The sequence below is a fragment of the Aliikangiella coralliicola genome, assembly GCF_007004725.1.
Lineage (GTDB): Bacteria > Pseudomonadota > Gammaproteobacteria > Enterobacterales > Kangiellaceae > Aliikangiella > Aliikangiella coralliicola.
The window spans coordinates 26,353-47,669 of sequence record NZ_ML660173.1 but is presented as its reverse complement, the minus strand read 5'-3'; the positions used below and the strand labels follow the sequence as shown (position 1 = coordinate 47,669).

Genomic DNA, 21,317 nt, shown 5'->3' with positions numbered 1-21,317 from the left:
CAATAATCAACCTTATTTCTTAGCAAGCGACTTTATATATTGCCCAAATATGAATACAGACGCCGCAATAACCACTGACAATGTCACGAATTGACCTGCCTCAAATGCTGTACGCCCCCATCCCCAAATAGCGACAAGTCCTCCCAAAATTAGAAAAACTAATAAAATTGTTAACTTTGTTTGATTCGCCATTTTGCTCAAAAACTCACCACGTGTTCCGTTAAAAATCAGTGGTGGCTTGGTGCTTTCCTTCGTATCACCCAGTAAAAAGCCGCTGTTTGTTTTCTTGAGAATCTTGCCCCAAATAGTCAGTTGACAGTTTTTGGGAAGAGAAAATATGGTCGACTCATATGATTGATATTTAGCTTTCCAAATTTCAGGTTTGACGGAGACTTGCTCTTCAATCTTTGGCGGCGAGTTCGATTTTACCGTATCTTTATCTGAGTTAACTATAAGTCCTAAGTGAGACCTAAATGTCATTTGAGCACACATAACACCATTTGACACCATAAATGGAAAATCTTCTGAACTTGCCTTGAGAATAGCTGGGCGGTGAGTTTGCAGGCCTTTGTTTGGTTTTTTTCGCCTTGTTGTGAATACAGCTTTTATGATCAGCCCCCAATACCCGCAAGTTTTTTTATTAATTGGCGCTTTGGTTGGCGGTGTCGACAAACGACCATAAAAATAAATATAATCGCCGATACTTGATTGCTCCGACAACTGCTCGGCTTTAGATAACCCTTTTTTTGTCTTAGAAATAGTTTTTAATCCAGCTAGACTTTTAATCAGCAAGTAAAGCATAAGAAAGCTACATAACGCTGCAACAGCATAGACAAATCCCATTCTACTCCCCTATCCGTTGTTGTTTCCGTTATTATTGTTGTTATTGTTATTATTGTTGTTGTTATTACTAGACCAGGATCCCGACACGCCTGACGCAGCAAACAGCCCGCTACCGACATACTTTTGAGGGTTTTCTTTGGTTACTTTGCAACCATCGAAAACGTAAATTGCGCTATTTTCCTCCTGACTGGCTGTAGGCAGAGCATTATTGATCATCCCTGCGGTATAAAAATATAACGTTCCTCGCTTATAAACGACCTGCTTTTTAGCACTCTCTTCCCGGAAAAAATCTAAAATAGAAGCCCGAAGCTCACTTCTTTTGCTACTTTGCCCAATTCTGTCTAACAGCAATTCAACCTGTTTAGTGATGGCCTCCATATTTTTCTCCTACCTTCTCAAAGTTTGTTTCACTCAGATAATTCGCCAAAACCAGATTACCTGATATGGTTAATAGTTTCTAACAGCCTCCCAATATTCAGGAAGGCAAACCATAAACAGAACGGCAACAAAACGTGTTACCGAACATCTTATTCCATGTTTTTGGATGCTAGTAACTTTACTATCATTCGGGAATTTCTATCCCTTGTTAAAATTATAGAGATACCCACAATTCCTGTGGATAAATCTGTCAGTAAACATTTTATAGATGATCACAGCTCAATAAACACGTAGCCTGCGACGCCATGATCAAATTTTGATCGTTGACTTCTGTACTAGTTAATATTCAAGTTTAATCCCTTGGCGTTTTTTTCACCAACGAGTTTAACAATCTCCTCACGGACTAAAGCGTACTGGAGCCGCTCAAACATTTTTCTAGCGTCACCTTCATTAAACTTTTGAAGATACCGTTCCTGCTTCAAATACAGCTTCGACCGCGACTCGTAGTCGGTTATTTCTTCATCAAGCGCTGCATTAGTTAAATCTTCAGACGCCGATTGTTTCAAATGAATTATTGCATTGAGCTGCGTCACATAAGCCTTGGCAAAATCTCCCGAAGCGGCATAAATTGCAGCCAGTGTATCGACATACCGAGGATTAGTTGTCGGCTCTGGAATTAAGAAATAGTCAGCATAGTTCATTGCTGCATTTGAACCATTTAACTGTGGAATATCAGACGTAGCCAAAAACCACGCGACTTCATTAACTTGTTCGATATCACCTGCCGTGGCGAGTTCTTCAAACCACTTCAGCGACTCAGGTAAATTTTCATTCATACCAATCCCAAAAAGATTAGCCATCGCAAGCAAGTTGAATGCTCTTTGATCGCGCTCTTCAATTTCTTTCGAAAGAAGTTGCTCGACTTCATCAGCGGTCATTTTATCATTGAGTAATATCGCACTGGCGAGCATCATCGGTGCATTTTTATGACCTTGAGACAACGCCTTGCTCAGCCAATACTTTGCTTTTTCAATGTCCTTGTCCGTTGAAAGCGAATATTGATACTCAAATCCTAAAATCAACTCGGCCACAACACTGCCCTTTTCAGCTGCGCTTGTTAAGTAATCAATTCCAGCTTGATGACTATTATCGCTGGCGATTGAGAACAAATTCTTGATACCCAAAATTTCCAGCGCCTTCACATTCCCCGAAGTAGCTGATTGAATACATCTGAGGACAGCCGATAACTCATGGTACTCACTTAAAATTAGTTGGCAATTTTCAAAATTAGACAATGAACTAAAGGACTTTTCCTTCAGCGGCGCTCGCTTATAATATGGCTCCTCTTTTGGACGTTCAGTGTCTTTAAATAAGGCGCTGAAAACTTTAGGTAAAACAAACACTGCAATAATCCAAAATAACCAATACCCACCTGAACCTGAAGACTTTCTTTCCTCTATAACTTCAGTCTTCGGACTCGCCGCTAACCCGTACGCATAAGTCATCACATTGTCAATTTGGTGGGTTTGATAGTGATAGGTTAAACTGATCTCATCTTCTCGCCAGCCGAAAAACTCGCTCACCCGTTTAACAATGTTTGGCTTTATTGGTGGATTTGAATAATTTTTAAATTCGCTATCTAAAATATTGCTGAAATAGTGAAACACTCTGAAGCGAAGAATTTCCTTTGCTTCTATGTCATCAAGTCGCTCGTCCTCAAACAGCTCTCGCCATAAATCGAGATTATTTCTCTTCTTTTTCGTTCGGCAAAGCTTATCAATTTCTTCTAAAAAGTATTCAATAAATTCGTAAATACTTGTCTCTTGATTTTCGGCAACATCCTCGCTCGACTGAACAATAATTTCGCTGTTACTCCAGCTTCCATCCTCTGTCCAGCCCTCGCTATCACTTTGCATGAAGGTATTTTGAACTGACTCCTTTTCATTCGTATTACCTTTGTTAGTTTGGCTATCAACCTCATATTCTTGCGGACTCCATTCAAAACCATCGGAAATCCCTTCGTCGAAATTAGAACCATCAATATTGGTAAATTCTGAGTTATTAGCAGAACCCACCTCGTCTTCTACCATCTCACTTTCTATCGAATCCTCATCCACAAACTCTGCCATTGAAAGTGCCGATTTATACGATTCAGATAATATTTGAAATGACTCTGGATCATCTTCCGGATGGGTCACTTTCAAAAGTTTCGAATAAGCTCGCTTGATATCCTTTTTATTGTTGGTTGGTTCTATTTGTAAAACCTGCCAACAATTCATGCGAAGACATCCTCTTCAAGTGCGCTAATCTCCTCGTCGAACTCAGCTTTGTGCGAGGAGATTTTCGCTAAATCCTGAGAATTTAGCGTCGCTTCAAATTGTGCAATCAGTGAAGCAACATAATCTCTTTTATCACCCAAAGACTCCTCAAAAAGCCTTTCTGCTTTTGCCAAGCTCAGTCGATTTTCGGCCTGGTCTCTTGGGTGAATCTTTAACTTTTCTAGCTTTTTTAGACTCTCTTCTATTTCTTTCTCACTCAGACTGCACTCTTCGCTTTTGATAATAGTTCGTTTGACTTCACCAGTAGAAACCACTTTAACACTGACCTCTAAAATACCGTTAATATCATAGGTAAAGCGAATATCGACAGATTCTTCACCAGCTTTATTTTTAGGAACTTTCACTTCAATGTTTCCTAGCTTGATATTATTTTTAACTAGCCGACTTTCCCCCTGATAAACAGAGCAATCGATTACCTTTTGATTATTGGCGATAGTGCATAAAGTTTGAACTTTACTGACCGGAATAGTGGTATTTCTATCGATTACCGGCAAAAAGTATCCCGATTGATGTTGGTTCGCTGATACCTGCTGCGCAATTTCGACTCCCAATGTATATGGACAGATGTCAGTCATAACAATATCTTTTAATGCCTTGTGACGTGACTTTAGTGCCGCTTGAACGGCCGCACCTAGAGCAACAACTTGATCCGGATCGATTGTACAGGCGGGAAGGCGTCTGAAAATTCGACCAATTAGTGAGCGAATAAGCGGCATCCGAGTAGCACCGCCAACCAACAAAACGTCATCAAGTTCGCCAGGTCTGATATTACTGTCTCTGATAGCGCGTTCTATCGGAGCTTTCAGGCGACCGGTAAGTTCAGACAGAATTTTCTCCAGACTATCTCTGGTTAACAGCAGCTCATAATCTTGACCCTTTAAGGTGATTTTGAGGTTGTATTCATCATTGCTCGACAACGCATGCTTCGCTTTCTGAGCAAGTTTTTTAAGTTGATTAATCGAAGCTTTATCGAGCTGTTTAGCCTTTAAATTGTGTTTTCTCAAAAACGAACTGGCTATCTCATTGGTAAAGTCATCTCCGCCCAGAAAGTTATCTCCAGCCGAAGCATGAACTTCCATAACCCCTTCAAAAAGTTCAAGTACCGATACATCAAAAGTACCGCCGCCAAGGTCAACAACGAGAAAGTGACTTTCCTGTTCACGATCGTGGACCCCATAAGCAACTGCAGCGGCAGTTGGTTCATTAATTAACCTCTCTACCTTCAACCCAGCTAGCTCTCCAGCAACTTTAGTCGCCCTGCGCTGGGCATCATTAAAATAGGCAGGAACACTGATCACCGCTTCAGTTACCGGCGCACCTAAGAATGCCTCAGCGTCTTGTTTAAGTTGACGAAGCACTAACGATGACAGCTCTTCAGCTGTAAATTCCTTTTTGCCGAGTTTAATCCGACTCTTAGTACCCATTTTTCGTTTGAAGCCAGCCACGCTCGATTCTGGATGAGAGATCATTCTCTCTTGTGCTGTCTTCCCAATTAATATTTGGCCATCCTCATCAATGCTAACCGCTGACGGCGTTATTACATCGCCGAGCGCATTAGGAATTAACTGAGGTTTTTCTCCATCCCAGTATGCAATTAGACTATTGGTTGTTCCTAAATCGATTCCTATATGTGTCATTTTCTTCTCTAAATACTTTCTAAATGGGTTCTTCTCAATAAGTTCTTCTAAATAAGTTCTTCTAAACAATTTACTCAAAAACGAGCGCACGTAAAATATGCGTTATCTTCATTAACGGTTTTTGTCGGTATACAGGTCTAGTCAGTGTATGGGTCTAAAGGAGTATGAACACTTGAAATTTTAATTCTTGCGAACCCAGAGTTGGGTATTAAGGCAATTATAATTATTGTCTAACAAATTAACTATTGTCTAACAAACTAGTTGCTGCTTAGCAGATTAGCGAGTGAAAAATTTATGTTTCAACTCATTTTTCACTGCGATAACAGGCTAACAATCTCCCAGGCTCCCCAAAAAACGACCTCTTCCCTATCCAATACAGTCGAGCTGGTTAATCATACATTATTGGTTGCTTATTAACCATATTTTCACGTCTGACATCACAAAATTCTTCAGATTAAGAACAATTTTCAATTTTGTACTGCTCTGCAATTTGCCTCGCCTGATGTTCTCTACCAAGCTTATTGAGTGACTTAACGGCCACCCTTGCTGTCGCCGGATATAAGTTGTTTCGCCAGTTACCTGTCCAGGTATTTCCAAGCTTCTTAACCACTTTTAAAGCATCTGAAGGATTATAAGAAGCGACACGATACCCAAGTTCAGGGTTAAACCATTTTTCTCGACGAATCGACGCCATTAAACCGCACATTAAATCTCGGCGAAAAGCCTGATAAAATTGTTCACCTGCATTGTTGTCATCTGCCATATAAAATAGCTTGATTTTGTCATGCTCGCTTAGCCGAGTTATTTTTCTCGCAATCTTGATCAACGCAGGAATCAGCTGGGGACATTTTTTAACTTCTGGCAGGTTAATTATCAATGGGTAAGTTAACTCATTAATTGGAAGCGGGCTTAGCGCCTCTGTTAACTCATTTTCAAATGTACTCTCGTTCATTTGGGCAAGTTGCCTCCGAAATTCAGAACCATCTTTCAAACATTTGATATTGTTACCGACATCAATCGCACCGTCATCATACCACTCGGCCGCTACGAGCTTAGGAATATATCCTTGATCGGTTAGCGTAAAGCCCGCAAACTCAGCCCATGATTGAATATATTCCATCACTTTTGTATGAAACTCATCATCAGAATGATGACAATAAATATTAAACACCGTCATACCACCCGACGGTAATAATCCAACTAATACTCGACCGATAACTTTTCCGTCGGTATTCTTTCCGTATATTACCCTTTTGTTTATATCGGCAATATTCGCAAATACGGAAAAGTAGTTGAAACTTCCCGGGCTTAAACACGTCTTAAAATGACCGCCCATATTCAAGATTTCCAAGGGATCCTCAACGACGTCAATACAAATCTGATTTGATGATTTAGACTGGTAATTTTTAGGTCCTATTCCGCAGAGCCAAGCACCACGGTTAAATCCCTCTTGTTCAAGATTGCGTAAAAATGTCTCGTTTTTTGGATGGGTTGTGAATTGCCAGTCAGTGGTTGTTGCTCGGTGCTTGATAACGTATTTCGCCAAGGTTTTAGAGCCAGCATTAAAATCCATTATTGGTAAAAGGTAATGAATCATTTCTTCGCAGAACAACCAATCTGGCAATTGTTCGTTGTCGGCGTCTAAAAACTTATTCCAACTAATCTTAAATTGATGATCGAGTTCACTTCGCCAACTTCTAAACTGCTCTTTTTTAATTCGCTCTATCAGCTTTCCTTGAATTTTCTCTTTCATGGCACAACTGGCAGTTTTGTGGCTTTTTAGTTTATTTTCGAGACTGAGAATTCGATTTTGAATAGTCGAATTTGCATGTTGACTGTAGCTTTGAGAGTGGGACTTTAACTTCTTCAACTCAGACTTAATAAATTCCCTTGGCCACCAGGTTGATAAAAATATTTTTCTGGCTTTTTTTTCAGCGGAGCCAGATAAGTGGTTTAATAAAGTAAGGTTGGAATGAAACTCTTCTGGATATTGATTTAACCATGAATCTTCAATATCTAGAGTCAAATCCCCTGCCAGATCCAATGGGAAGCAAGGAACCTGGGTAAAACCATGTATTTTTTTAATAATTCTTATCTGATTACTACAGCGTCGCAATAGCGAAATATGTTCTGAAAAAACAAGATTAATAAATAGTTCAGAGGCACCGATACTGATAAATGTCTCATAAATCACTTCAAGCGTATCGTCATCAGTATATTCTTCATCAAGCTTATTCCAGATATCGATAAGCTTACTAACTTTACCTAAACTCAGCTTCTGTTCTTTAGCAATCTTAAGCGTTATCCTGGAGACCTCATCAATTTTTTCGACTTGAATCAAGTAGGTTGTTAATTCATAAGCTTTATCAATTGAAAAATTTGCGGCAACAATTAGTGATATCCCTCGCATCCAGTCTTTAGAAACTTTTCCACTATCTTTCAAATAAATGCGCAATAAGAGGTCGAAGAAGTCACTAAAATTCGACATATTAAGGTTTTCAAAGATATAGCTTTCACTACTCAACCAATAACTACTTTCAAGATCGCTCCAAGGTTCTAGTGCAGCGGTGTTTTTCGCACTATCAAGATATTTTGCCAAACAACTAACATAGTGCGAAAAGTACTTTTCGCTTTTTTCACTTTCGCGGAAGCACTGTTTAAAATGAAATAAAAATAAGACATTCAAATACTTATTTTTTTCAAGCTTTGAGTAGCTTCGAAAAAACTGATTAATTGATCCACTAATATCTGGACTTTGGCTAAATTCCTGAATAATTGAAAATATACCCGATATATCGAAACTACCGGGAAACCGCGTTCGATAAGATTCCAAAGCATCTTGTAGTTCCGCTAGAAAAGCACTCTTATTAATATTTGGATAATTGATAAGGTTTGAAATTTTCCCAGTTAACTGGTCGACGCCCTGCCACCACAGCAGGTACTTACTGATCGTTTTATCAAGTTCAATGTTTTCAAATAGCAATAAAGCTCTCTTTCTTCTATTGCTATTTAGCGCTAATAACCAATCAACACTTTTGAGTATAAGTTGAGAAGTATTATCTTCAGGTTTTATTGGGAAACTGAAGAGTTTTTTCTTTTTAGGTTTGTATCGATACTGAATGAAAGGCGTAATGTAAGCAGGACCATCTTTGGTCACAGTAGAAACGCCATGAGGGTTAAAGTGAAGGCGGAGATACGCCAGCGCCTTAGCTCCATCTAAGACATAAATGTGACATAGCTTACTGGCTAACACAATATCAGGCCTATGCTGGCTGGGTAAATTATTGATAAGTTCAAAAATAAACTCTAATGACGCTGTCAACGGAGTGCGGTTGATAAAGTGCATCCATGATACAGCCCTGCCTAATTCGCTATTCAAGACATTTTGATTAAAACGCTTGCTCAACTTTGCATGAAAACTATCATCAAGTTCAAAAAGTGACTCGATTTCAGCCTTATCGGAATTAGCAATAAGCGCCTTAGTCAAACCCAAATATGTCTTACATCTTCTTTCCCACTCTGTAGAGTCTCCAATAACACGAGGAAGCGCAGCAGGATAATCTCGACGCAACTCGTTGATAATGCGATGAGCTTTACTGATCATCTTTGCAGTAATAGTGATTTTCTGTTTGTCTAAGTCAGGCAAGTATGGACAACACCAATAAACATTTCCCTCCCTTAAATAAGGAAAACCACTTAACCAATAAAGATGCGCTCGAATCAATGTTTTAACTCGAGCTTCTCCTTTATATTTATTAATCGCTTTAAGGTTTTCAGGTTTCATAAAATTTCTAGTTTTAAAGTGATTTAATTACTCTCAACCGGTTTTAGCTGATTAACCTTTACATCCCGGCTCTTCCAATGACTTCCGCTCGTAACAATCTTCTCAATAAATTCTGGTCGAATTAATTTATATCGTCCGAGCACAGCTGCGTCGTTCTCAACTTTTAAATACAGCCCCTCCATCAGACCAGTAATATCAGTTTCTCTCAATTCAGATCCCTTAAGTTGATTAACTTTTCTCTCTGATATAAAAGCGGATGCTCCTATCAAGTCTTTCAGCATTCTCAAAGTAGGTTTCAAATACCGTCCAATCACTCTAACCGATGAGATAAACTCAGTTTCTTTTAGAATTTCCTGCCGAGAATTGGTACTCAAAAATACACCTTTCCTTCGATCAAAAATATCGAATTCCATGAAGTAATCAGGGAGTAAGTCATAGTACATAGTATGTTTTGCGAAAAGCCATTCACCAAAAAGAATATAACGATTGCTCAGGCAACTAAACAAGGCGGCATAATGTTGCCAAGCCCATTGTTTTAATAATGAAAACTCGGGTTCGGAAGAAACATAAGCCCCTCTAGACTGAATCTTAAGCTCACCGCTATTTCCAAAACTGATTCCAACCTGACTCCCATCCATTTTCTCTTCAACAATCATATGTAACTTATCACCCGCTTTTGCTTCCCTTGCGAGACTGAGTAGACAGATATCAGAACTCACTACTTCTTCAATATGTAGGGTTTTAGGACACTTGATAAACATATCCATACTCCTATATTTCATTATCAAATTCTAAATAACCAGAACGATGTAAAATAGCTCCCTTGCCATCAACGATACACAATTGATGAGCCTCATTTACAAGTGGAAACTGAAAGTCCATTAGTTGTTTTTTTAGTACTTTTTCAGGAACCGAAAAATCTCGACTATCATTATTTCGAAAGAGTTCACCTTCCGGTTGTAAAAACACTACCAGCGTTACTAACGCGTTATAGTCTCGACCGAAATCACAGAGTATTTTACGAAAATCAGAACGTAGGTTAGTTGCATCCCAAACGACATTTTGCTTATTTCTCAAACAAGCTTTTAGTCTCTCCTTCGCCAACTGTAGTACCTGGCCTTTACTTTTCTGGTTAGCACGACAGCCATTTATCTCCTCGCGAATTTTATCTAACGAAATTAAGGTGAAGTCTTCGCAATTTCGTTGAACCCAAGTCGACTTCCCTGAACCGCTTGGGCCGCATAAGACAATTAAGTTTGAGTACCTAGCCTTATGTGTAAATGATCTCGCCATCGCCTCAACCGGCAAAGAAATAATCTCCTTCTCTATTTCATAGAGCGCCCGTGAATAAATATAAGCCTTTTCACTTTCGTTTTCATTGGCGAATAAATTCAACAGTTCACTTTTCAAATTGTGAGTTTTCCCCCATACATCGTACTCTTCAGCAAACATTCTAAACTCATCGAGGTAGTCAAGTTGAGTCGAAAGATCGGAGCATATCCTTCCTCTCATATCAGCGACTTCTAACCAGTAAAGCAACTCAACATCAGCTCTCCTTGAAAGGGAGAGGTAATCTCCTTTAGTTTTGTTTTTCACTACCAATAGTTTTGGCATATGGTGTTCACCAACAAGACCTAGCACAGTCCAGATAGCATAAAAAGGAAGATCCAACTCCATTAGCTTGAAAGCCAAATAAGATCGTCCGATCGCTTCATGCTGAGGACAAGCAATTCGAACCACACCATTAATTTCGACTTCTTTTGTCCGAACCGTTTTTCCAATATCATGTAGCAGCGCAGCTAATATTAGCGCTTGTCTCTTAACACCTTGAATGTGGGACGCTTCGCGGCCTAAAGTTTTATATAACTCTACTAACACCATGCCGGTATGAATATGCACATTTCCTTCAGCGTGCCACTCAGGATCCTGATGTGTATTTTTCAAGTCATAGAGCCACTCGATATATTTACCTAAATATGCAATACACTCATTAATATCCGGCGTTGCATCATGAGCCAGAGAAGCTAACCAGTCAGCAGTTTTATTTACTCTCATCTGCTTTCTCCTTATCTATTTTGTCAGTCTTGCTCGGGCATGCCAGACCGTTAGTCTTGATTTCTGAGTACATCCAATGTTTATCGGTTTGTACGTGCCCACCACGAACCCATTTAGCGACACTTTTGTCAAAGTCACCATAGTGAAATTTATTTTCAAGTCGGACAACATATCCCTCAACGGAATTCACATCGACATTAATCGAGCGCACCAGTTTTTCATCCCACAAACCGCGATAAATCACCGGTGGCGCAGTCAAACCTAACACTTCAAACCATTCCATGGTTTCTGTCCAGCTCAAGCAAAAGTTCTCCTCATTCCAGATAGAGAAACCGTAAAAGTAACTACTCAATTGTTCATAAACAATTGAATGTTGCGCATACAAATTCTCACCGCAAATCCGCCAGTTTCCAGGTATTTCATGAGCTATAGCGGCATGAAGACGCTTGATCCAGTTTCTTGACGAATGATGGCGACTATCGACTGAACGAGCATGGGTATGATCGTTATAAAGCGTTGTATTTTCGCCATCCATTTTCTCAGTAATGACAATTTTCTTATCAACAAAAATGTCAGTGGTAACGCAACGCGTGTCATCTTTTGTTGCTCCCGGAGACCAAGGCAAGTGAGGCGTACGCGGATACTTATATCGAGTATTCATTATTCCTACTCCTTAAATTTCTAAATGTGCGCGAGCCTACATCAAGTGAGATAAGGCTCAGTTTTCTAATGATTATTAAGATGTAGGTATTACATGACTCTTTATGAAAGGTTTCCTTTCACTCCTTAAAATAAATTCTTAACTTGGAAAGCACTATTTCTCCACTAATAGCAGTTTAATTAAATCCTATCTTTCCCAATAATATAAGGCATTAACCTAGCCATATTTCTAGCATCGTCAATGCCACGATGATGAGTCCCTTTAAGTTCAAGTCCAACCATTTTCAAAGCACCAGCCATTCCAAGCCTCTTTTTTAAACCTTGTGTGATCGAAAACAATTTTTTAATATTCACATGCGCTGCACCTATCGGGAAAGCAGTGCGGTGATAACGGCTATCTTGTTCCAATTGTTTTTTGTCGTAATCACCCCATGAACAAAAAACAAAGTTTTGATATTGATACAGCCACTCTTTAAATAACTTTGTCGCTTCAGGGTAGAGTGGTGCTCTATCGACTTGCCATTGGGTAATGCTCGTTAGCTCGCTGCAAAACACCGTCAACTTCGGATGCCTTACAGGCTTTATAAACGTCATAAACTCATCAATCACCGTTAACTCTTCAGCATCGACCATCACGGCCCCAATCTCGATTGTTTCCATTTCATGCCTAGGAACAGAACCTTTATCACAACAAGTAGCTTCAAGATCGACGATCAAATGGTATTGATAATTTTCTAATTCAGTTTCCATCTTATTTATTTCTTCCCAAGTAACACTAAATATAAAAATGAGAAAAACAAGGGCAAATAATCCGCCCTTATTTCTCTGTTTATTTTAAGAACTCCGCATTTATCTCATTGATATGAAATGGAGTAACACCTGCTTCAAGCGAGAAAACAGTGTCAGCTTTCTCCACGGAGTCTACTAACTCACCTCGCCCAAAAACATGCAGCTCGAACAATTCATACAAAGATAGTTTATTTCTGCTATGCACTATCGCTTCCAGTTTTTCTTCGATTGATGCGGCGTTGGACTCAACATTATTGCCTCCCCAACCAGTTCTTCTTGATGTTGCCAAATCAACCCAGATAGCTTTCCTGGTCACCAAGTCGAACATAATTGGAATAACATTTCTGCAATTCCCATTAACATCGATCTTTTGCTCAACAGTCGCAGCATCGAAAACTTCATTGCTGTTCGGTGCAGAACGCGACATCCAACCAGCATAACAAACTTCATGATTAGCAAATGTCGGTCCTGAATAAACCATCACATTCATAGCTAAATATCTCGCACCTTTTTTAACTGCAGCGTCCAACGTGATATCGATAAATTCGCAAGCTCCCTTTGGCGCACGGGTTATATCTCCACTATGATAGGCTTTAAACGCCGATGAACGCAGATGAGTATAACTAACATATTCAATCAGATTGAATTCTGCGTCATGAAAACTAGCGCTTAAATCAATATCCTGCCCCTTCCAATAAATAAAAAAACGCAAGGTATCTTTATCGCCAATTGGTAATTGCGTGCCACGTGCCACATTAAATAGCCCTTCAGACGCGCTTCGCTGTTGCGTAGGTAAAGGGCAACCCATTAAATCAGGATCAATCCAGACTTTACCTAACGCTTCTTGTCGAGAAAAACGCTCGACTAAGCAATTTTGAATTCCCATAATAATCTGCTTTTTAACAGACCCGGCAAGGTGGTGATTAACGCTATCGATCACCACCGCTTTTTGAACTACTCCTTTAGGGAAAACGACTCGCTTACCATCTCCGTTGTTTCGACAATTCATATGCCCTAGAAGCTGGCACAAATTCCTTGTCGGAATTTTATCGATAACGCTTAAGAACGCTCCCACAATTTGCTTCTGCTGTTCAGCGGACGCAATTCTCAATACCTGATCAAGTCGACGACCAAATTCGCCAGGCCGTGTAACTAATATGCGAAGCAACGCTTCAATATTGTGCGTTTCAAAATAGTGTTCAAGATATCCATAAAAGCTCTTAAGCGTTTCGTTGTTACGTGCTTTTGACGCTATTTTAAAAACTTTATTTGAATAATCTCCAACATGAAGATTATGAAACAACTTCACCCACTTGCGACGATGGCGTCCAATATCTTCTTCACTAATCACTCGCTCAAGCGCCCCCACCAATTTTTTACGAGTGCTTCTCGGTAATGATACAAACTTAGTGTTATTTGCTAGAGAAACGTCTCCTTCCGACAAAAAAGTGACGATACGTAATACATCTGTTGCAGTCTTTACCAATGGAGAAATATCTTTACCCTGCTTAAGTAGTAACCCAGCGACAACACATTTATTTTCGTTAAATGGAATTTCTTCTGGATAGGCTAATTTCTCATCTGCGACATTTTCTATAAACCAGGAAATAATCGACTTATCTTCTTCGGATAATGAGTCACTCGATTTTAATAATGTTGTAAAAAGAGCACCAACCTTCTCGTCGGTCACCAAATCGATCTGGCGATATTTAATCGACTCTAATTGAAATTCCCGATTTAGCGTTTCGTATTCTGGGCTCCAATGTCCGAATGTCCAATAGTGCATGAGCGCGTTGAAGTATAACTCTAAAACGTCCGCATCAATTACTTGTTGCGGAAAGTTAGGGTACATTGGTTGATAAACAACATCATCGCCCTTTAAGTTTTTTAAGATTGAAATGACCTCATTAAATAATGTCACTAGTCGCTCATATCCTAATTGCAGAGCCGCGCTAAACAACGACTCACTCATCACATATCCTAAACGCATCATTTCCGCATTCAGCGTTGAAACTAGTATCTTATTGGTGCTTCTTTGCTTTTGATTAAGTTCAGTACTTTCATCATGCTCAAGTACTAATGCGTCTAATTTTTTCAGTGCAATTCTATTTTTTGTTAATGTCATTTTTATCAATTCCTTTAATTACTTCACAAGAGATTGGCAGCGCTAATCGGTAGATTAAAAGTCTACTGCTCATTGAGCAGTTAGAAGGAAGCGACTGTCATAGCCTATGAGTGAGGAAAGTAAAAAATCTTTTTAAGTCTATTGCTCTAACCATCTGAGCTACAACTGCTCGCGCAGTTGGCTGGACTCGAACCAGCGACCTATAGATTACCAGTCTTTTAGAAGGAAGATTTTCTATAGCCTCAATCGCCACTGAGCAGGTGCCGTGCCAGTTATTTTCAACCTTGAAAAAAATAATCATAACTATTTGATAAATAAGCTTTTTATTTAATAGCAAAATAAAACACCACAATCCGTCTTAATATTTTCATATCCTACTTCATATGGAAATATCTAAATAGATAGGAAGTATTAACTTAAGAAATATACTCTTTCCACGCTTCTGAATGCTCATTCATCACTAAATCTCTTAACTTTGACGCTGACAATCTTTCAATCGGTTTACCGTCGGTGCTACTCCTTCCTCTCACCCTGATTTCATTTTCCGGGTAAATCGAAAGCTCAACAGGATAGTCAAAGTCCAGGTAGATGTGGGTAAACTCTGCAGGTCGACCTGACTTTTGGATCCAGATTTTTTTTAGCGAATAGCTCCACTTAGCAGCTTCAAGGTGCGCTTGAAGATTTTCGAGGCTATTGGTGAAAACATGCAGATCGATATCACTTCCCTGACGAACTTTCCCGGTGCTAACCGAGCCAATTAACCTTGGACTAAACTCTGCTAAATTCTCCATCACATCCATTGCGAGGATTCGCATCTCGAAAAGAGTCGCTTCTAATTCATCACCTTGATGAAATTGAGATAACTGAAATAGCTCCTCTGCAATTTCACCATTCGACGGCAAGTCACGAGTTTGTTTACCCAGTATTCGTTTAGCGGCTTTTCGTTTTGCATCAAGGTATTGATCAACACCTTCTTCATACATTAAACGAGCAGCTTCGCGAACCAGAAGCCTTCTAATATCATTGCGTTTTTTTCTCATTGTTTTGGGGCGCTTTTCACGCCGATTGGTTGAATGACAAATCTTAGCGAATGCGTATCAAATGGAATGTGAAAGTACGCTTAGTGTAATATCAAGCGCTTCGTCTGGTAACCGCACAATCGCTGTTGGCGAACGACCGGCTAAATCCCAATTTCTCAGTTGAGTCAAATCAGTTAGTCGTTGTGTATTCGCCAACCGCTGTCGAGTTTTTCCAGGCGAAATCATAAGGTCTAAATGGTGTTCAATTAGCCATACGACGCGCTCAGGGAACAGACCTGCGACCATTTCAGCACCTATTTGAGCGTGATTTTTTGAGTCAACTGATTTGCCTACATCGTGAAATAGTGCTGCGAGCCAAAGTTCGGGATCTGCCGAATTTTGATAAGCCAACTCAAATACCTGGAGCGTGTGATAAAGTGCGTCAGACTCTGGATGATATTCAGGAGACTGAATAATACCATCGAGCGAGAGTAGTAATTCTAAAAGGTATTCTCGTTGTTCGTAAATGATAGCTTTATTACCAGCATCATTGAAATCAGCTAGCAAATTATCAGCTTGAGTTTCGAATGAAAAATATTCTTGTCGCGATTCGTTTTGAAATGATTGGTTTTGAAATGAATGGCTTTGAAGATGCTCTCTTTGAAAACACTTTCTTTGAAACCTCTCCTTTTGAAAAGGCTTAAGTGATAGAGCTCTTTCAATTCTATAGAGCTGGCGCCCTGGTTTTGATTCGATTTTCGATTTGATGTTTTTCAATATGCATTCGGTTTGCCCGACTGTCAGTTTAGTTACGCTCAACATTATAATAAGAATTGACGGAAAGTAAAGTGCCGACATTTTGTCTGGCTCTGTCAAAACACAAAAAAATTGATATACTTTCGGCATCCTAAATTCAGCACAAATTTTTCTGTTGAGTTTAAAAATAGTAACCTTTGCCAAAGGAACAAAAGTGCAACCAATCATTTCAATAAAAAACTTGAATAAAGTCTACAGTTCTGGATTTAAAGCACTCAACAATATCAATCTGGATATTAATCGAGGCGAAATATTTGCCCTGCTTGGCCCTAATGGCGCGGGTAAAACAACTTTAATCGGTTCAATCTGTGGAATAGTTAATCCAACTGACGGAGAGATCCTGGCCGATGGTCACAACATTTCGACAGACTTCAGGAAAGCTCGTGAAAAAATAGGCCTGGTGCCGCAAGAACTCACCACTGAAGCATTTGAAAGTGTAAAAGCAACAGTTACCTTCAGTCGCGGGCTATTCGGAAAACCTGCAGATCCCGCATATATTGAAAAAATTCTAAGGCAACTATCACTGTGGGATAAACGTGACTCAAAAATGATGGCCCTATCAGGTGGAATGAAACGACGCGTGATGATTGCCAAAGCTTTATCCCACGAACCACAAATATTATTTTTAGATGAACCAACTGCCGGCGTTGATGTTGAATTAAGACGAGACATGTGGGATATGGTTAGAGGCTTACGCGATAACGGTGCAACGATAATCTTGACCACACACTACATTGAGGAAGCCGAAGAAATGGCTGACCGCATCGGTGTGATCAACAAAGGTGAAATCATTCTGGTAGAAGAAAAGTCCGAGCTCATGCATAAACTCGGTAAACGGCAATTAACACTGCACTTACAATGTCCTGTTCAATCGATTCCTGAAGAGCTAAAGCACTTACCACTTGAGCTTATCGATGATGGCAACGAACTAATATATACCTTTGACGCGCAAAGCGAGCATACCGGCATCGCCGAATTATTAAAACAACTCAGCCAACACGGCATAGATTTTAAAGATCTTAATTCCACCCAAAATTCTTTAGAAGATATTTTCGTCAACCTGGTCAAGGAACAGTCATGAATTTTTATGCCATCAAAGCAATCTACAAATTCGAAATGGCTCGCACCATGCGAACATTAATGCAAAGTATTGCTTCTCCCGTTTTATCTACATCACTCTATTTTGTTGTATTTGGTGCAGCAATCGGTTCACGTATGGGTGATATTGATGGAGTAAGTTACGGCGCATTTATCATTCCAGGCCTGGTTATGCTAGCGCTGCTCAGCGAGAGTATTTCTAACGCTTCATTCGGCATATTTTTTCCCAAGTTTTCGGGAACCATTTATGAAGTATTGTCCGCCCCAATATCCTACGTGGAAGTCGTGCTGGGGTATGTTGGCGCCGCCGCGAGCAAATCAATTGTGCTGGGGCTCCTTATATTAATTACTGCACGTTTCTTTGTGGATTACGAAATCGTTCATCCCTTTTGGATGGTCGGCTTCCTCGTACTAACTGCAGTCACATTTAGCCTTTTCGGATTTATCATTGGTATTTGGGCAGATAATTTTCAAAAGTTACAAGTGATCCCTCTGATGGTCGTCACTCCACTGACTTTCTTAGGGGGTAGTTTCTACTCAATTAGTATGTTGCCTCCCATCTGGCAGAAAATTACTTTGTTTAATCCAGTGGTCTATCTTATCAGTGGTTTTCGTTGGAGCTTCTATGGCGTCGCTGACGTAGATGTCGGTGTAAGCGTGGGCATGACTTTAGTATTTATGATTTTATGCTTAACTGGTATCTGGTGGATATTTAAGACAGGTTATCGCCTACGACAATAGTAGCGATCCAAAAGTCGACTTTTGAAACAGGACAAAAAACATCAAAATATTAAGGTGAGTTTCGAAATAAAATCGACGCTTTATTAATTTCTACAGCGTCTGATTAATATGCTCGAACTCATTTAGCAATGATATTAATGACCGAAGCCAGTGTTTTATGGGACTCTAAAGGGTGGCGTAACGAGCAATCCAGGTCAAGTTCGTACCGATTACGTCTGCCAAATCGGTGCCTGGTAACCACCCCTGCCTCTTCTAGCTCACCGATAATCCGTTGAACGGCACGTTCGGTAATACCCACATCATCGGCAATTTTACGCAGTCTGGCTTCAGGATCGCGCACTAAACACACTAAGACGTGCGCGTGATTACTCAGGAAAGTCCAATGCTTACTATTCATACTCTGCAAAGCCCCGTTTGACATTTAACAAAATACACGATATTTTATACATGAAATTTAATTCATGTATTTATATTCATAAATTGTATTTCAGTAATCATAATTAATGAAATAGATTTCATCTATAGGAGTTATTATGCAACATCAAACAGACTTGAATCAAATTAGCCAAAATTCAATTAGTAAGACCTCAACTATTCAGACCCCGATTAGCCAGACCCCAATTAACCTGAACCAAACTGAAAGAGAAATCTGGCAACGAATTTGCGACCACTCATTTGACTCTATTGGCGATCAATTGTCTTTCACCCAGCGATTAGCCCGTGAAAACCGCTGGTCTATTCACTTCGCCAAAAAAGCAATCGAAGAATATAAGCGCTTTTGCTTGTTGGCAGTTATCGCTGGCCATCCGATTACCCCCTCTATCGAAGTTGATCAAGTGTGGCACCTACATCTCACCTATTCATACGATTATTGGGAGGAATTTTGCCCTAATGTACTCGGAAAAAAGTTTCATCATGGACCGACACAAGGCGGCCCGTCAGAGGACAATAAATTTCGAGAATGGTACCAGAATACTCTGAATAGTTACCGAAAGTTGTTTGGCGAACCGCCCGTTGAATGTTGGCCCAATGTGAATGAGCGATTTAAAAATGCGGGTGGGATGGTACAAGTCAATCATGCCGACGTATTTTTGATATCCAAGAAGTGGACTAAGCGCTTGTTAGCCGCAACCGGCATTGCAGGAATTGCCACATTTGTACAATCGACCGCTGCTGCGACAGAATCAGACTCAAACTCAGCTTTCCTGGTGTTTGTGCTCATCGCATTTGCCGTTGTCCTAATTGTTGGCCTCGCTGTAAAACATAAATCCAACGGTAAAGAAAACAGTAGCGGCGGAGCATATGGGGGATGTGGCAACAGTAGTAATAGCAATGGCGATGGTGGTTGCGGTGGAAGCGGAGGCTGCGGCGGAGGATGTGGTGGTTAGTTGGTTCCAAAGATAGTTTATCTATGCAATCAGTCCATGCAGTCACCCGGCCAAGCGTTAAAAAATAAACGTCTGAAAATAATGATTTCCAAATGTTTATTTTTTAACGATGATTTCCAAGCACGTTAACTACCGACTAAATCTAACGATCAACTTTCAGTTCTTTAATCAGTTTTCTGGAAGAATTAACAAAAAAATCTTTTGGTATGTCCTTTTCAACTTTCCAGGTTCTCCTGGCAGAATACGAGTCACTAAATCGGTGTGTGCAACCTTGCGTACATGGTGTGTAGTAAAAAGTGTAGGAACCCACCATATCATTTTGTTTGACACTAATCAGTTTGAACTCAACCATTGCGCCATTAAAGGTAATTTCTCTGGCAGCGGTTTGGCTACTCCCCTGAGAATCGCTAAAAGTTGTTATTTTGTATGGTTGCTTGGTTGTGTAGGTCAATAATTCAAGAATAAGATCCGTTTCGGTAATTAATCCTATTTTAGAATAATCTTTTGTTTCCTGTTCTAAAACCTTGGCGAATAACAGCCGGTCTCTCACGATAAAACCGGCTTTCGCAAATTCCTTTTCGATAAGATTATACAATACACTATTCGCTTGTTTTTGCTCTTCGGTTACTTTATCTCCAGGATTGGGTACCCGAAGCACCATGGATAAATTTTTTGATGACTTTAAGATATTAGATAGCTGTGGCTTAGTAAAAATCTCATCCTTTTTTTGCTGAATGGTAAAAACGCCAGTCGTATAAACAACAGGTTTTCGCGGCGGTGGATCAGGAAAAAGACAAGCCATAATTGTTAAGGAAAAGATCAATACCGAAATAGTTCCTACGATATGTTTATAGAAGTTTTTCATAGAAAAATACCTCTTTGAGAAAAAGTAAATAAAAACCGCCAGGTAAATCAACAAATCCAACCAATCAAATGTTCCGCTTATTAATCCTGTAGCTTGTAAAATTTCACTCGATATCGGCATAGAAAGAAGTAATATCGAATAAAATTTTGGAACACCGGCTTCAATGAGCTTCAAGGCAACTTGAGTTAATGCGATACACCAAACCAGGTCAGAGAAATAGTTTTTCAAAAAATAAAGATAAATATTATCAGCAGATAGTGGCGTGGAGTTTTGAATTGGGAAAAGATAAAGCAAGTAAATGTTGGTTCTAAAAAGCCAGTAAACAATAGCGCCGGCCAACAATAGAAAGGTAGGCAAAAGCATGCTTTTCATGTAATACCTGGAGCTTGGCAACTGAACATCCCCTAATTAAGCAACTTGCAGGTGAAAATATCTTAAACTTTGCTATGTTTAAAATATTCGCTACAGCTCGCTCAACAATTCGTTCGATAACCAGGCCCGACTTCCGACAAGTTAAAATTTGTCAAATAGCCGAATCTCTATTGAACAGGAGAGACATGGAGTTTCCCCCATAAATTTATTGCTGACTTCAGCTCGCAACAATTTTTTCCTTGATCAGACATTGATAGACCTTTTTAACTAATCTTAGTCAAAAAGCAGCACTTTTCAATTTTTTCTCAAAAAGAGATAAACAACCTGATATTTCTTACTTTCAGCCAAATATCTCAACATAAAAATCTCATAATAAAATATATCTTTAGTTTTAGTTCTCACGAAAAG

General features: G+C 39.7%; 17 protein-coding genes. 3 read left to right on the top strand and 14 right to left on the bottom strand.

The genetic code is table 11. The annotated features are described in order from the left end of the window. Positions 1-12: 12 nt before the first annotated feature. From FLL46_RS26060 to FLL46_RS26005, 12 genes are all read right to left on the bottom strand, one after another. Positions 13-843 carry a hypothetical protein gene (locus FLL46_RS26060; protein ID WP_142935240.1) on the bottom strand — a complete coding sequence of 277 codons (831 nt, stop codon included), beginning with the start codon at positions 841-843 and terminating at the stop codon, positions 13-15. A 9-nt stretch (positions 844-852) separates the two neighbouring features. Further along, positions 853-1,221, bottom strand: a complete 369-nt coding sequence (locus tag FLL46_RS26055; RefSeq protein WP_142935238.1) for a hypothetical protein — start codon at positions 1,219-1,221, stop codon at positions 853-855. Between the two features lie 335 nt (positions 1,222-1,556). Next, a complete protein-coding gene (locus tag FLL46_RS26050; RefSeq protein ID WP_142935236.1) occupies positions 1,557-3,500 on the bottom strand; it encodes a J domain-containing protein in 1,944 nt (647 codons plus the stop codon). Then, on the bottom strand, positions 3,497-5,197 hold the full coding sequence (locus tag FLL46_RS26045; protein WP_142935234.1) for a molecular chaperone HscC: 1,701 nt from the start codon (positions 5,195-5,197) through the stop codon (positions 3,497-3,499). Before FLL46_RS26045 ends, FLL46_RS26050 begins: the two co-directional genes overlap by 4 nt. Before the next feature lie 454 nt (positions 5,198-5,651). Beyond that, positions 5,652-8,981, bottom strand: coding sequence for a hypothetical protein (locus FLL46_RS26040; RefSeq protein WP_142935232.1), 3,330 nt, complete (start codon positions 8,979-8,981; stop codon positions 5,652-5,654). Positions 8,982-9,004: 23 nt separating this feature from the next. Further along, positions 9,005-9,742 (bottom strand): RNA ligase family protein, encoded by a 738-nt coding sequence (locus FLL46_RS26035; protein WP_168204325.1) that lies wholly within the window; start codon positions 9,740-9,742, stop codon positions 9,005-9,007. Between the two features lie 10 nt (positions 9,743-9,752). Then, positions 9,753-11,036: an AAA family ATPase gene (locus FLL46_RS26030; protein WP_142935228.1), complete on the bottom strand. Its 1,284-nt coding sequence runs from the start codon at positions 11,034-11,036 to the stop codon at positions 9,753-9,755. Then, a complete protein-coding gene (locus FLL46_RS26025) occupies positions 11,023-11,697 on the bottom strand; it encodes an RNA ligase family protein (protein WP_142935226.1) in 675 nt (224 codons plus the stop codon). Before FLL46_RS26025 ends, FLL46_RS26030 begins: the two co-directional genes overlap by 14 nt. Positions 11,698-11,876: 179 nt before the next feature. After that, the gene (locus tag FLL46_RS26020; protein WP_142935224.1) at positions 11,877-12,446 is read right to left on the bottom strand and encodes a 3'-5' exonuclease; all 570 of its coding nucleotides are present in this window, start codon (positions 12,444-12,446) and stop codon (positions 11,877-11,879) included. 79 nt (positions 12,447-12,525) lie between these two features. Continuing rightward, the gene (locus FLL46_RS26015; RefSeq protein WP_142935222.1) at positions 12,526-14,610 is read right to left on the bottom strand and encodes a TerD family protein; all 2,085 of its coding nucleotides are present in this window, start codon (positions 14,608-14,610) and stop codon (positions 12,526-12,528) included. A 416-nt stretch (positions 14,611-15,026) separates the two neighbouring features. Continuing rightward, positions 15,027-15,650 (bottom strand): nucleotidyltransferase, encoded by a 624-nt coding sequence (locus tag FLL46_RS26010; RefSeq protein WP_142935221.1) that lies wholly within the window; start codon positions 15,648-15,650, stop codon positions 15,027-15,029. Positions 15,651-15,707: 57 nt separating this feature from the next. Next, positions 15,708-16,196, bottom strand: a complete 489-nt coding sequence (locus FLL46_RS26005) for an HD domain-containing protein (protein WP_246119408.1) — start codon at positions 16,194-16,196, stop codon at positions 15,708-15,710. 403 nt (positions 16,197-16,599) lie between these two features. Here FLL46_RS26005 and FLL46_RS26000 point away from each other — a divergent pair, with 403 nt between their 5' ends. Further along, entirely contained in the window at positions 16,600-17,526 is a 927-nt protein-coding gene (locus FLL46_RS26000; protein WP_142935219.1) for an ABC transporter ATP-binding protein, read from the top strand. Next, positions 17,523-18,284: an ABC transporter permease gene (locus FLL46_RS25995; RefSeq protein WP_142935217.1), complete on the top strand. Its 762-nt coding sequence runs from the start codon at positions 17,523-17,525 to the stop codon at positions 18,282-18,284. Before FLL46_RS26000 ends, FLL46_RS25995 begins: the two co-directional genes overlap by 4 nt. A gap of 118 nt (positions 18,285-18,402) precedes the next feature. Here FLL46_RS25995 and FLL46_RS25990 read toward each other — a convergent pair whose 3' ends face one another. After that, positions 18,403-18,681, bottom strand: a complete 279-nt coding sequence (locus tag FLL46_RS25990; RefSeq protein WP_210418826.1) for a helix-turn-helix transcriptional regulator — start codon at positions 18,679-18,681, stop codon at positions 18,403-18,405. Positions 18,682-18,817: 136 nt separating this feature from the next. Here FLL46_RS25990 and FLL46_RS27485 point away from each other — a divergent pair, with 136 nt between their 5' ends. Then, complete coding sequence (locus FLL46_RS27485; protein ID WP_210418825.1) at positions 18,818-19,672, top strand: glycine-rich domain-containing protein; 855 nt, start codon at positions 18,818-18,820, stop codon at positions 19,670-19,672. Between the two features lie 142 nt (positions 19,673-19,814). Here FLL46_RS27485 and FLL46_RS25980 read toward each other — a convergent pair whose 3' ends face one another. Then, positions 19,815-20,909: a hypothetical protein gene (locus FLL46_RS25980; protein ID WP_142935213.1), complete on the bottom strand. Its 1,095-nt coding sequence runs from the start codon at positions 20,907-20,909 to the stop codon at positions 19,815-19,817. Positions 20,910-21,317: the final 408 nt, after the last annotated feature.